Below are 13,990 nucleotides of genomic sequence, written 5' to 3'. Positions count from 1 at the left end.
ACCATGATCGGTGAACAAACTGGACTGGTTGCGGAGCTCATGACGCACTTCGGTTCGGAAGGATATCTGACTGCCGTGCAAGCCACCAAGGATGAGATACCGACGATCTGGGTCGAGAAACACCGGCTTTGTGAAGTTCTCCGCTATGTCAAAGCTGAACTGCCTCGTCCGTTTCCCATGCTGTTCGATCTGAGTGCGACAGACGAACGGCTCCGCCGCCATTATGATGGATTGCCAATCGGAACCTTTACCGTGTTCTACCACCTCTTTTCCTTTGATCGGAACCAATCACTCCGCATCAAGGTGGCGCTCGATGGTGAGCCACTCTCTCTGCCGTCGAGCAGAGATCTGTGGCCAAACGCCGATTGGTATGAACGAGAAATCTTCGACATGTTTGGGATACGTTTCGACGGACACCCATTTCTGCGCCGGCTCCTCATGCCTTCGTGGTGGGAAGGGTATCCACTTCGCAAGGATCATCCCTCGCGTGCGACGGAAATCGGGCAGTTCCAACTGCCGCCGGACAAGCTGGTCATGACCCAGGAGGCGTTGCAATTCAAGCCCGAGGACTGGGGGTTAGCCAGAACCCACCACGATCACGACTCCGACTTCGACTATATGTTCATCAACCTCGGCCCGGCACATACCGGCACGCACGGCGTGCTCCGACTTGTGGCGCAACTCGCGGGTGAGGAAATCATCAATATCGTCCCGGATATCGGTTTTCACCATCGTTCCCAGGAAAAGATCGCTGAACGGCAAACCTGGCATTCCTTCATCCCCTACACCGACCGCGTGGACTACCTCCAAGGTGTGCTGAATGAAATGCCATATTGTCTCTCGGTCGAACGATTGGCGGGGGTTACCGTGCCACCACGGGCGCAAGTCATCCGAGTCATGATGTCCGAACTCTATCGAATCGCCAGTCATCTCGTCTGGTATGGGACCTTTGCGGCGGACATTGGCGCCTTGTCACCGGTCTTTTACATGTTCAACGATCGAGAGCGAATTCTTGCGATCGCCGAAGCCATTTGTGGCGGCCGTATGCATCCAAATTGGCTCCGGATCGGTGGGGTCGCACGGGATCTTCCCATGGGATGGGACACACTGGTCAAACAGTTCGTCGAGTGGTTTCCAAGCCGACTCGATGACTATGAGCGCCTCGTGATGGACAATCCGATTCTCAAGCAACGGACCGTCGGGATCGGGGCCGTGTCCCTCGATGACGCCATTGCGTGGGGTGCCACCGGCCCCATGTTGCGAGCCTGCGGCTTGCCGTGGGATTTGCGCAAAGCCCGCCCGTACTCCGGCTATGACCAGTTCGACTTTGAAGTTCCAACCGCTTCAAATGGTGATTGTTATGACCGAGCAGTGGTGCATGTCTTGGAGTTGCGCCAGTCGCTGGCGATCATTCGTCAGTGTCTCAACGCCATGCCGTCCGGTCCCTATACATCACTCGATCCACTCGCGACGCCACCGTTGAAGACACACACGATGCGGGACATCGAAACGCTGATCAATCATTTTGTCGGGGTGAGTTGGGGGCCGGTGCTTCCCCCGGGTGAAGCAGAAGTTCCCACAGAATCGTCAAAAGGCCAGACCAGTTATTACTTGACGAGTGATGGGTCGCAGCTCTCGTACAGGACGAGAATTCGGACCCCCTCGTTCGCCCACATTCAGATGGTGCCACTGATGGCGCGTGGAGAATTGTTATCAGATCTCTTGGCCGTCCTTGGAAGCGTGGACTATGTGTTATCCGATGTGGATCGCTGAAGCACAGTGCTCAGTGCTGAGCATGAAGCCGACGGGCGCCAAACCTCATAACTCAGCACGCAGGATTCAGCCATATGCTGTCAGACGCTGAACGACGAGAACTTGAAGACGCTGTCACGCATTACCCTGACAAACGGGGAGCTGCCATCGATGCCCTGCTGACCATCCAGCGACGGCGTGGCTGGATCTCGGATGACACGCTCCTAGAGATTGCGCAATTTCTCGAGATCACGGCTGAGGATCTGGATAGCATCGCGACATTCTACAATCTCGTGTTTCGGAAACCCGTCGGTCGGCATGTGGCCTTCGTATGCGACAGCATCAGTTGTTGGATCAAGGGGTGCGAGCAAGTGCAGGAGCAGATCAAAACACTCTATGAAGTGGATCTGGGACAGACATCGCCGGACGGGCGTCTGACCGTGTTGCCCATTGCGTGTTTAGGACAGTGTGAACGGGCACCGGCCCTGATGATCGATCAGGATGTGTATGGCGACGTGACCCCCGAAAAGATCGGACAGATCGTGGAGAAATACAAATAAGACAGGCAAAAGCTGAGTTTATAGTTGAGGTTGAGTAGGTTCGTTAAATTCTTGGTCTTAACCTCAACCTAGTATTGTGAAGATGGAACGACCACTCACTCAATACATTCATGCGGATGGCACCACGCGGTCGCTACACGAATACGTGAAGGATGGTGGATATCGCTGCGTTCAACGGCTCGCTGCCGGGTTGGCGCCCAAGGACGTGCAGCGACTGGTGACCGAAGCGGGATTGCGCGGCAGGGGCGGTGGCGGGTTTCTCACCGGCACAAAGTGGAGCTTCGTCCCGATGGGCCCCGATGCGCCGAAACCAAAGTATATCGTGGCCAATGGCGATGAAATGGAACCGGGCACGTTTAAGGATCGTGTGCTGATGGAGGGAGACCCTCATGGCCTGATCGAAGGGATGATCCTCGCCGGCTATGCCATCGACGCGGAGATCGGCTACATTTTTCTGCGTGGGGAATACCATTTATCTGCCCAGCGTCTGACCCAAGCGATTGCCGAAGCCTATGCGGCAGGGTATCTCGGCAAGCCCCTCCCTGGGACGGGGTTTCGTTTTGACCTCCATCTCCATTCCAGCGCCGGCCGGTATATCTGTGGCGAAGAAACCGCGTTGATCAATGCACTGGAAGGGAAGCGAGCCGTTCCCCGCGCAAAACCTCCCTTTCCGCAAACGGTCGGCTTATGGGGGAAACCGACCATCGTGCAGAACGTCGAGACCCTCTACAACCTTCCGCATATCGTGAGCCACGGCTCCGACTGGTATCACAGCTTGAGTCGTACTCGGGACGGTGGCACGAAGATCTATGGCATCAGTGGGCGCGTCACCAATCCTGGATGGTGGGAATTGCCACTCGGCACCACTGCGCGTGAGGTTCTGGAACGATATGCCGGGGGAATGGCTGATGGTGTTCACTTTCGAGGCCTATTGCCTGGCGGCATATCCACTTCGTTCATGACCGAGGAGCACCTCGATCTCCCGTTGGATTTTTCGTCGATCCCGCCTGAGGTCGGTCGTCTTGGCACTGCGACCATGATCGTCCTGGATGACCACACCTGTCCGGTTGGGTTTGTGCTGAATCTAGAGAAGTTCTTTGCCCGTGAGTCCTGTGGCTGGTGTACGCCTTGTCGGGAAGGGTTGCCGTGGGTCGCTCGACTCCTCCGGTCGTTCGAGGAAGGAGGCGCCACCAAGGACGATTTGGCACTCCTAGACATGCATACGAAGTGGCTTGCTCCCGGTCATACGTTCTGCGGTCTCGCACCTGGTGCGATGGCCCCCCTGCAATCGGCGTTGAAATACTTTCGCGACGACTTTGAACAGCACATCAGCTTAGGGCGATGCCCCTGGAGTAACAAGTCAGCGCAACTGAGAGTCTTAGTTTAATTGTATGGCGACCATTATCGTCGATAACAAGTCGTATACGGTCGATGAGCGGCAGAATGTGCTCGCCGCATGCCTCGGGCATGGGTTGAACGTGCCCTATTTCTGCTGGCATCCGGCGATGGGGTCAGTTGGAGCATGCCGCCAGTGCGCGGTCAAACAGTTCAAAGACGATCGTGATCAGTCTGGTCGGCTGGTGATGTCTTGCATGACGCCGGCAGCCAACGGCACTCGCATCTCAATTGATGATCCAGAGGCCAAAGCCTTTCGTGCGTCGGTCATTGAGTGGCTGATGGTGAACCATCCGCACGATTGTCCTGTGTGTGACGAAGGAGGGGAGTGTCATTTGCAAGATATGACGGTCTTGACCGGACATGTCTACCGTCGATACAGCTTCCCAAAACGGACGCATCGCAATCAGGCCCTCGGCCCATTCATTCGCCATGAAATGAATCGGTGTATCCAATGCTTCCGCTGCGTACGATATTACCGAGACTATGCCGGTGGACGAGATCTCAATGTATTCGGGGCGCATGACGCCCTCTACTTTGGTCGGGAACAGGATGGCACCTTAGAGAATGAATTCAGCGGTAATCTTGTGGAGGTTTGTCCGACCGGAGTTTTCACCGACAAAACCTTCTTCCATCACTATACGCGGAAGTGGGATTTGCAATCAGCCCAATCGATTTGTCCACACTGCAGCCTTGGCTGCAATACGACCGCAGGCGAGCGATCTGGCCTGCTGCGTCGGATCACCAATCGGTTTAACAGCCAGGTGAATGGGTACTTTTTGTGCGATCGCGGGCGGTTTGGATATGAGTATGTCAATAGCGACAAGCGCATCAAGCGAGTCCTTTTACGGCCAGCACTCGATCGGGCCAAGCCGGCGCAGCCGGAGGGAGTGTCGCAGGTTCTCGAAACTATTGGAGAGCGTTTACGGCGTGCCCGTGGGATCGTCGGCATTGGTTCGCCTCGTGCCTCAATCGAAGCAAATGCGGCGCTTCGCTCCTTGGTCGGATCACAACAGTTTTTTCTCGGCGTCCACGAACAGGAACACCGGCTTCTGTCCGGCATTCTCTCCATTCTTCGGACCGGACCGGTGCCTTCCGCGTCCATTCACGATGCAGAACAATCAGACGCCGTCCTCGTCCTGGGCGAAGATCTCTTGAATCATGCGCCCCGATTAGCGCTGGCCCTTCTGCAATCAGTCCGACAACAGCCGATGGAACGAGTCGAGGAGTTGAAGATTCCCCGGTGGGATGAGGCCGCAGTGCGCAATGCGGTGCAGAATCAGCGAGGACCCCTCTTCATGGCCGGGCATCGGCGGACGTGGTTGCATGAGCACGCAACAGACAGCTATTTCGCCGCACCAGCGGACGTCGCACGACTGGGGTTCGCGGTGGCTGAAACAATCGGACCCGATGCGCCGATCGTCTCGGATCTCACCGACGACGTCCGCAACCTCGCTCAGCGCATTGCCGAGGCACTCACTCATGCTCAGCGGCCGCTGATCATTACCGGTACGGGAAGCGGCTCTCAGGCGACGATAGAAGCGGCGGCCAATATCGCGTGGGCCTTGCACCGACAAGGAAAACAGCCTCGGCTCAGTTTCGTTCTTCCGGAGTGTAATAGTGCGGGTCTCGCATTGCTCGGTGGCAGAAGCCTGAATGACGCGTTCGACACGATCAGTCAGGGAAAGGCCGATACCGTGATTGTGCTGGAGAACGACCTGTACCGACGCGCGGAGCAGGCGAAGATCGACGCCTTCTTGGATACCGCCCAAACAGTCATTGTGATCGATTCCCTTGAGCATCGCACAACGGCGCGAGCCGACGTGCTCCTTCCGGCCGCTACAGGCCCGGAATCCGATGGGACACTCGTGAATCAAGAAGGGCGAGCCCAGCGGTGCTACCGGGTGTTTGTCCCGGACGATGATGTCAAAGAGAGTTGGCGGTGGCTGAGCGACCTTGCTCGTGCGACCTCACAGGAGACTGGCACCGGATCCGGAGTAGCGACCTGGCGCAACCTCGACGATGCGGTTTCCGCAACGGCGGCGGTTGCCCCTGAGCTGGAACGAATCGGAGAGGTCGCACCCCCTGCAAGTTTTCGTCTGGTGGGTCAAAAAGTTCCCAGGCAGTCTGAGCGATGTAGTGGGCGCACATCCCTGATCTCTCATCTGACCATCCATGAACCGTCCCCCCCTGTCGACCCAGATTCACCGCTCGGATTTACGATGGAGGGGTACAGAGGACCGCTTCCCTCACCGCTTATTTCCCAATTCTGGGCTCCCGGCTGGAATTCTATCCAGGCCGTGAATACCTATCAGGATGAAGTCGGCGGACCGTTGCGTGACGAAATGCCGGGGGTTCGGCTCCTTGAGCCAGTCGTGACGAAGGCACCCGGTTGGTTTACTGCCATTCCACGTGCGTTTCAGCCGGCCTCCCGTCAATGGTTGCTCCTTCCGCGGTTCGCCGTGTTCGGGAGCGACGAACTCAGTAATCGCTCTCCGGCGATCGTCGAACGGATGTCCCACCCGTTCCTGTCCTTGCATCCATCAGATGGAGTGCGGCTGAGCCTAGAGGAGAACAGTACGATCGATCTGGTGGTGCAGGAGACGTCATACCGGCTTGCTGTGCGCCTTGATCCTTCGACCCCGGTGGGTACGGCAGGCCTCTTCAGTGGGTCTGAGATACCCAGCGTCAGCGTGCCGACTCAGGTCGATCTGTTTGAGGCGATCCAGACCGACCAAAGGCGGAGGGTGGCATGATCGATTGGAGCCACACCGCACTCACCATCACCGTCATGCTTGGTGGTGGACTGACCTTGGCTGGGATGTTGATCTGGGTCGAACGTCGATTGCTAGGGGTCTGGCAAGAACGATACGGCCCGAACCGGTTGGGGCCAGGCGGGTGCCTGCAATCCCTGGCGGATATGATCAAGATCTTCACGAAAGAAGACTGGGTTCCGCCTTTCGCCGATAAGGCGGTCTTCGTGATCACGCCGGCCATCGTGGTGATCACCGCACTCATGTCGTTTGCCATAGTGCCGATTGCTCCCAGCTTTGTCGTCGCCGATCTCAATATGGGCGTCATGTTCTTTTTGGCCATGTCGAGCCTCGCCGCCTACAGTGTCATTATTGGAGGCTGGGCTTCCAACAACAAATTCGCGTTTCTCGGCAGTCTTCGGGCTATCGCGCAGTTATTGAGCTACGAAGTGTTCATGGGGTTGTCGCTGATGGGCGCGGTGCTCTTGGCTGGATCATTCAATCTGAGTGACATCGTCGACGCACAACGGCATCAATGGTTCGTGATTCCTCAATTTCTCGGGTTTCTCGGGTTCTTTATGGCGGGATTGGCTGAAGCGCATCGCACCCCGTTCGATATGCCTGAGGCTGAAGCCGAGCTGGTCGCCGGGTACCACTCGGAGTACAGCGGGATGAAATTCGGGATGTTTTTTGTCGGCGAATACCTCAGTGTCATCCTCCTCTCGGCCATGACCGTGATCCTCTTCTTTGGCGGTTGGCACGGACCCTGGTTGCCGCCGGTGGTGTGGTTTGCCTTGAAGATGGCCTTCTTCATCGTCCTGATCATCCTCATTCGGGCAACCTGGCCACGATTCCGCTTTGATCAGCTACTGACATTCGGCTGGAAGGTTGTGATGCCGCTCGCGTTGATCAATCTCTTGGTGACCGGAGGAGTGGTGTTGTGGAGGGCCGGATAACAGGAACTCACCATGCCGCAGTCATGATCGATCGGGTCTGGTGCGAAGAGAAACCAAACTTGTAGAGCAGCCGTACGTATGAAGAGCACATGGATATATGCCCGTAATCTGGTCGTGGGGTTATGGATCGTCTTTAAACGGACCTTTGCGAAGCCGGTCACCGTTCAGTATCCAGAAGAGCGACCCTATTTGCCCCCACGCTGGCGTGGGCGGATCGTCCTCACCAGAGATCCGGACGGAGAAGAGCGCTGTGTCGCCTGCTATCTCTGCTCTGCGGCATGTCCTGTCGATTGTATTGCGCTTCAGGCCGCGGACAATCCAGAAGCTCAGGAACGTCGCTATCCTGCTTTCTTCCGGATCAACTTTTCGCGGTGCATCTATTGTGGCATGTGCGAGGAAGCCTGTCCGACCAATGCGATCCAACTTATCCCCGATTTCGAACAGAGTGAGTATGCACGCCGGAACCTGATCTACGAGAAGGAAGACCTCCTCATCAGCGGGACCGGCAAGTATCCCGACTATAACTTTTATCGAGTGGCCGGCGTGAAGACACGCGACAAAGACAAGGGGCAAGGCGAACACGAGCTTCCACCGGTGGATGTAAAAAGTTTGATGCCCTGAAGAAGTGCTGAGCACGAAGCCTCGTTTTCCTCGGCCTTCACTCTTAGACTATGGAAATTCTTTTCTACATCGCCGCCGCCGTCACTCTCCTTGCGACGGTGCGTGTCATCACGCATGTGCATGCGGTCCACGCGCTCCTCTACCTGGTCGTGGCGCTGATCGCGTTGGCACTGATTTTCTATTTGCTCGGCGCGCAGTTTGCCGCGGCGCTCGAAATCATCATTTACGGCGGTGCCATCATGGTGCTCTTCATTTTTGTCGTGATGCTTTTGGGGCCGCTCGCGGTTGAACAGGAACGGACCTGGCTCACGCCCGGCGCATGGGTGGGACCCAGCATCCTGGCCTTGATCCTCCTGGGGGAGGTGGGATACCTCATTGCGGCCGGGGACCATACCCCGATTGTTGCCACAGAGACCAGACAGAAAGGTATCTCTATCGCCCTCTATGGACCCTATATCATTGGGGTGGAATTGGCTTCCATGCTGTTGCTGCCTGGGTTGATCGGCGCCTATCACCTGGGGCGCCGTCACTCGAAAGAGGCTCGTTGATGTTGAGCACGCCTGCCCTCGTGTTGTCCATCATGCTGTTCGGTCTTGGATTGATCGGTTTATTGAGTCGTCGGAACATCCTGTACATGCTCCTGTCGCTCGAAATCATGTTGAACGCCGCCGCTCTCGCGTTCATTGCCGGGGGGGCCCGTTGGGGACAAGTCGATGGCGAGATCATGTTCCTGTTCATCCTTACCCTGGCGGCGGCTGAGGTCTCTGTGGCACTGGGGATTGTGCTGCAGTTGTCACATCGGTTTCGAACATTGGACGCCGATGCATTCTGCGAGATGAGAGGGTGAGCATGTGAACGATCGATCGAGGGACAAAGGGTTTCTGTTTCGAGTTTCTGGTCTCATGGTGTGCTTTATCCGGCTCGAAACAGGAAACTCGGGGCACGAAACATTTTCTAGCGGGATTCACATACGACGAGAGACGAGATGATCAACTTGATTTGGCTGATTCCAGCACTTCCGCTCGCCGGTTTTCTGGTGCTGGCGCTGTCCGGAGGGCGTTTATCTCGGTCGCAGGTTGCGTGGGTCGGTTGTGGTTCAGTGGGGACAGCAGCCGTGACCACTGCGCTTGTCGCCGCGGATTTTCTCCCGATCTTTCCAGGTCGTGAGTCTTACCATCAAACGTTGTGGAATTGGATCGATACGTCCGGGATGACGGTCGGCATTTCCTGGTACCTGGATGCGCTGTCACTCTTGATGGTGGCGGTGATCACCGGCATCGGATTTTTGATCCATCTGTACTCCGCCGAGTACATGGCTGACGATGAGGGATACGCCAGGTTTTTTGCTTATATGAATCTGTTCGTGGCCGCCATGCTGACGCTGGTACTGGCGGACAATCTCCTTCTGCTCTATCTGGGCTGGGAAGGGGTGGGACTCTGCAGCTACCTCTTGATCGGGTTTTGGTATCGCGAACCAGAATACGGCACTGCCGCGCAGAAGGCCTTTATCGTCACTCGCATCGGAGACACTGCGTTTGCCATCGGGCTATTTATCCTCTTCACGCAATTCAAAACCTTGTCGATCCAACAGGTCCAGAGCCTTGCGACAGAGGCGTGGCCGGTTGGGTCAAACCTTGCCATGATCGTGGCGGTGCTCTTCTTGATCGGGGCGGTCGGGAAGTCGGCGCAATTGCCGCTCCAAGTGTGGTTGCCGGACGCAATGGCCGGCCCCACGCCGGTGAGCGCGCTGATTCATGCGGCCACGATGGTGACGGCAGGAGTCTACCTCATTGCCCGCATGCATCATCTGTTTACGCTCGCCCCGTTGGTGCAAGAGATCATCGCGGTGCTCGGCCTGGCCACGTTGCTGCTTGCTGCGACGAGCGCGCTGGTTCAACACGACATCAAGCGGGTGCTCGCGTATTCGACGATGAGCCAGATCGGCTATATGTTTCTGGCGCTCGGTGTCGGCGCCTGGTCAGCCGCGCTCTTTCATTTTCTGACCCATTCGTGCTTCAAAGCCCTGCTCTTCCTTGCAGCTGGATCAGTCATCCACAGTCTTCATCATGAACAGGACATTTTCCGGATGGGCGGACTTCGGCGGCATCTGCCCTGGACCTTTTGGACATTCTTGATCGGAGCCGCGGCTATGTCAGGCGTTCCTCTCATTACGTCAGGGTTTTACAGCAAAGACTGGATCTTGTGGTCTGCCTGGTCCTCACCCTTAAGCCATCGGTGGATCTGGTTTGGGGCCTTATTCGGGGCGCTGCTGACCGGCCTCTACAGCTTCCGGCTGATCTTTCGGGTGTTTTTTGGTGAGGTCCGCACGCAGCCGACCGGCGAACCAGGTTTGGCCATGCGTGTGCCTCTGGTGGTACTGGCCTTCCTTGCGCTCACCGTTGGTTTTCTCGAGATGCCTCACACGCTGGGGAATGTGACCCTGTTCAGCGACTACTTGTCGCACGCGCTTCCAGCGATGGAGCTGCTTCCTGGCATGGATGAATCACATGAAGCTCGTGAACAGATTGCCGTGACCGTCGCGGCACTGCTCGGGATTGGGTTGGCCGCTCTCCTGTTCCTGCCTGGCGCCCTCTTTCCTGCGCGATGGTCAGATCAATCCAAGGATCGACCTTCGGTGACCTTGCTGCAAGGAGGGTGGGGGTTCGATCGTCTGTATGATCGCATGTTTGTGCGACCATGGTGCTCCTTGACCAGACATCCAGGTGATATTCTCGATCGCGGGTATGAGTGGCTGGCCGTCGGCGCTGCATCCTGTCATGGCTGGATGAGTCACACTCAGACGGGGCATGTCCGGTGGTATGCCGCCACCATTGCCGTTGGGACACTGATGTTAATCGGTCTCTTTGCAATGTGAATGCAATGGTCCTCTGGCTGCTCATACTCATTCCAATTCTCGCGGCACCCTTCGCCTGTATGGGACAGCAATGGTCTCGCTATGCTCCCCGTTGGATCGCACTCAGTGCCATGTCCGTTGATTTTCTGCTGGCGTCCTTCCTCGGGAGCCAAGGTCACTCGCTTCGGGCGTCAGGCCATGGGGTATGGCTTGTAGAAAGTCACGTCAGTTGGATTCCCCGCTGGGGCATCAGCCTGCATCTTGGCCTCGATGGGCTGAGTGTGATCCTCATTCTGTTGACGGCCTTCGTTGGGGTCGTTGCCATCATTGCCTCCTGGACAGAAATCCAGACCCGGGTCGGATTGTTTCATTGTAACGTCCTGCTGGCCCTTGGTGGCGTCATCGGGGTGTTTCTCGCCATCGATCTGTTTCTGTTTTTCTTCTTTTGGGAGCTCATGCTCGTTCCCATGTATCTCCTGATCATCATCTGGGGCCATGCACAGCGCCGGCACGCTTCATTCAAGTTCTTCTTGTTTACGCAGGCGGGGAGCTTAGTGCTGCTCGTTGCGATTGTCGCCCTCGCACTCCTGCATCAACAGGCGACAGGGCGGCCGAGTTTCGACTATGCCGACCTGATGGGACTGACCCTATCCAGCGAGATGGCCAGGTGGTTGATGCTCGCATTTCTCATTGGGTTTCTTGTAAAGCTGCCGGCGCTTCCCTTCCATACGTGGCTGCCGGATACCTACACAGAGGCGCCCACCGGAGCAACGATCATCCTCGCCGGGATCTTGGGTAAAACCGGCGCCTATGGTTTGCTGCGGTTCACGGTGCCGATGTTTCCGGAAGCGATCAGTGATATTGCTCCCTTCGTCATGGGACTTGGGACGCTCAGTATTCTCTATGGAGCGATATTGGCCTGTGCACAAACGGATATCAAACGACTGGTGGCCTACAGCAGCATGAGCCACATGGGATTCATCCTGCTCGGTGCCTTTGCTGGGACGGAGTTGGCGCTTCAAGGAACGGTGATGCAGATGGTGGCGCATGGGTTGAGCACCGGCGGCCTCTTCCTGTTGGCTGGCGCGCTTCAGGAGCGTTACCAGACGAGGGAGATGGGGCAGATGGGAGGACTGTGGAGTGTGACGCCACGCCTTGCCTCGATGGCGCTCTTCTTTGCCTGCGCATCACTGGGGTTGCCTGGCATGGCCAATTTCATCGGTGAATTTCTCATCCTGTTCGGATCCTATGCGGTTCAACCATTCATGATCATCCTGGCATCCATCGGCATGGTTATGGCAGCCATTTATTCGTTAGGCATGATGCAACGTACATTCTTTGGCCAGCAACGAGATGCCCGTATGGCTCCGGACCTGTCGAATGTCGCGTTTGGGACATTACTCTTCATGGCAGTCCTGCAGATCTGGCTTGGTCTCTACCCGAAGATAGTATTGACCACCGCGAGGCCGGTCATGGAACAGCTTGTACAGTCGGCGGTGGCGTCACCCCATCCGACTCCCTCGCCATCAGGACCTCTGCTGTCGTCCCACATTGGGACCTCGCAAGGGAGTGCCCCATGACACTCCAAGACTTCATTGCCCTTTCACCACTCCTAGATCTTGGGGTCTTCTCCCTTGTGACCATGCTCTCGATTGCCTGTCGGCGACACCATGCGCGCATCGCCATCCTCGCGTTTGTGTCATGTCTCCTCACGCTGGCAACATTACCCTGGGCGGCCACGGCGGCCCCACGAGCCGTGACGACCTTACTGGTCGTGGATAGACATGCCTTGTTGTACATGGGACTCGTCCTGACTGCCACGATGGTCATCATCGCATTATCGTACCGATACTTGAATTTCCAGTTTCGTGAGAAGGAGGGTGTGGAGGAATATTATGTGCTTCTCCTGCTGGCCACCTTCGGGGGATTGGTCCTAACCACCGCTGCGCATTTCGTGTCGTTTTTTCTTGGGTTCGAACTCCTCGGCCTGTCCCTCTGTAGTCTGATCGGGTACTTACGCACGAGACGCCATCCGCTCGAAGCCGCGGTGAAATACCTGCTGTTGTCCATCACCGCGTCCGCGCTCCTTCTGTTCGGTCTAGCGCTTCTGTATTTCGAAAGCGGTGCCATGACCTTTCACGGTGTGGGAGCAATCATGAAACAGGCGCAGTCCGTTCCTGCACTGTGGTTAGGAGGATTAATCCTGGTTCTCGTTGGGATCGCCTTGAAGCTCGGGCTCGCACCGTTTCATATGTGGATTCCCGATGTCTACCAGGGAGCGCCTACTCCCATCACGACCTATATCGCAACCGTCTCCAAGGCAGCAGTGGTGGCATTGCTACTCCGATTCGCCACCGAAGTTGGGGTGTTGGAATTGCCTCCGGTTGTCCATCTGTTCAGCCTCCTGGCGGTTGTGTCAATGGTCACAGGGAATGTCCTTGCGCTCTTACAACAGAATGTGAAACGGCTCCTGGCCTATTCCTCAATCGCCCACTTTGGTTATGTGCTGGTCGCGCTGCTGGCTGGTGGTCTCCCCGCTGCCGAAGCAGTCACCTTTTATGTCATCGTCTACTGTGCCATGTCGTTGGGTGCCTTTGGCGTGGTGACGGTGTATTCGAGCGAGGGAGGGGACAAGAATCGTTTCGAGGACTATCAAGGGTTGTTTTGGACTCGGCCCTGGCTCGCCGCCATGCTGGCGCTGAGCCTGTTGTCCTTGGCCGGTATCCCGGTGACAGCGGGATTTATCGGGAAGTTTTATGCAATTGCGGCCGGCGTCGACGCCGGTCTGTGGTGGCTGGTACTGGCGCTGATCGGGAACAGCGTCGTCAGCCTGTACTACTATCTGCGACTGATCGTGACGTTGTTCGACGAAGAGCCGGCACAGGCAACCGCTCCTCAAGGACTGCCTATTCAATCTCGCCAGACGGCAGGCTGGACGGCTGCTTTCTCTCTGGGATTCGTTGCCTCGATCATTCTCATATTAGGACTCTATCCAGGACCACTGATGGAAGTGATCCGGGATTCTGTCAGTAACCTGCTCATGGTGGCCGTGCAGAGACCATGAATCAGTTCGAGCCGTGTACTCCATACCCCTAACTG

At 56.7% G+C, this 13,990-nt stretch carries 11 protein-coding genes; all 11 read left to right on the top strand.

Translation table 11 applies throughout. The features are described from left to right. Positions 1–3: 3 nt before the first annotated feature. The 11 genes from nuoC (at position 4) to H8K04_10785 (ending at position 13,955) form a co-directional block, all read left to right on the top strand. On the top strand, positions 4–1,773 hold the full coding sequence (gene nuoC, locus H8K04_10835; protein ID UVT17953.1) for an NADH-quinone oxidoreductase subunit C/D: 1,770 nt from the start codon (positions 4–6) through the stop codon (positions 1,771–1,773). Positions 1,774–1,847: 74 nt separating this feature from the next. Then, positions 1,848–2,312, top strand: coding sequence for an NADH-quinone oxidoreductase subunit NuoE (gene nuoE, locus H8K04_10830; protein UVT14354.1), 465 nt, complete (start codon positions 1,848–1,850; stop codon positions 2,310–2,312). 82 nt (positions 2,313–2,394) lie between these two features. Continuing rightward, entirely contained in the window at positions 2,395–3,699 is a 1,305-nt protein-coding gene (locus tag H8K04_10825) for an SLBB domain-containing protein (protein ID UVT14353.1), read from the top strand. 4 nt (positions 3,700–3,703) lie between these two features. Then, on the top strand, positions 3,704–6,463 hold the full coding sequence (nuoG, locus tag H8K04_10820; protein UVT14352.1) for an NADH-quinone oxidoreductase subunit NuoG: 2,760 nt from the start codon (positions 3,704–3,706) through the stop codon (positions 6,461–6,463). Beyond that, on the top strand, positions 6,463–7,416 hold the full coding sequence (gene nuoH / locus H8K04_10815) for an NADH-quinone oxidoreductase subunit NuoH (GenBank protein UVT17952.1): 954 nt from the start codon (positions 6,463–6,465) through the stop codon (positions 7,414–7,416). Before nuoG ends, nuoH begins: the two co-directional genes overlap by 1 nt. Positions 7,417–7,494: 78 nt before the next feature. Then, entirely contained in the window at positions 7,495–8,037 is a 543-nt protein-coding gene (gene nuoI, locus H8K04_10810) for an NADH-quinone oxidoreductase subunit NuoI (protein UVT14351.1), read from the top strand. A gap of 50 nt (positions 8,038–8,087) precedes the next feature. Then, the gene (gene nuoJ / locus H8K04_10805; GenBank protein ID UVT14350.1) at positions 8,088–8,585 is read left to right on the top strand and encodes an NADH-quinone oxidoreductase subunit J; all 498 of its coding nucleotides are present in this window, start codon (positions 8,088–8,090) and stop codon (positions 8,583–8,585) included. Then, complete coding sequence (gene nuoK / locus H8K04_10800; protein UVT14349.1) at positions 8,585–8,884, top strand: NADH-quinone oxidoreductase subunit NuoK; 300 nt, start codon at positions 8,585–8,587, stop codon at positions 8,882–8,884. The genes nuoJ and nuoK overlap by 1 nt, the downstream gene beginning before the upstream one ends. A gap of 138 nt (positions 8,885–9,022) precedes the next feature. Then, complete coding sequence (gene nuoL, locus H8K04_10795; GenBank protein UVT14348.1) at positions 9,023–10,912, top strand: NADH-quinone oxidoreductase subunit L; 1,890 nt, start codon at positions 9,023–9,025, stop codon at positions 10,910–10,912. A gap of 5 nt (positions 10,913–10,917) precedes the next feature. Further along, positions 10,918–12,471, top strand: coding sequence for an NADH-quinone oxidoreductase subunit M (locus tag H8K04_10790; GenBank protein ID UVT14347.1), 1,554 nt, complete (start codon positions 10,918–10,920; stop codon positions 12,469–12,471). Continuing rightward, complete coding sequence (locus H8K04_10785; GenBank protein ID UVT14346.1) at positions 12,468–13,955, top strand: NADH-quinone oxidoreductase subunit N; 1,488 nt, start codon at positions 12,468–12,470, stop codon at positions 13,953–13,955. Before H8K04_10790 ends, H8K04_10785 begins: the two co-directional genes overlap by 4 nt. Positions 13,956–13,990: the final 35 nt, after the last annotated feature.

The organism is Nitrospira sp., from assembly GCA_024760525.1.
Taxonomy (GTDB): domain Bacteria; phylum Nitrospirota; class Nitrospiria; order Nitrospirales; family Nitrospiraceae; genus Nitrospira_D.
This window is presented reverse-complemented; position numbering and strand designations above follow the sequence as displayed.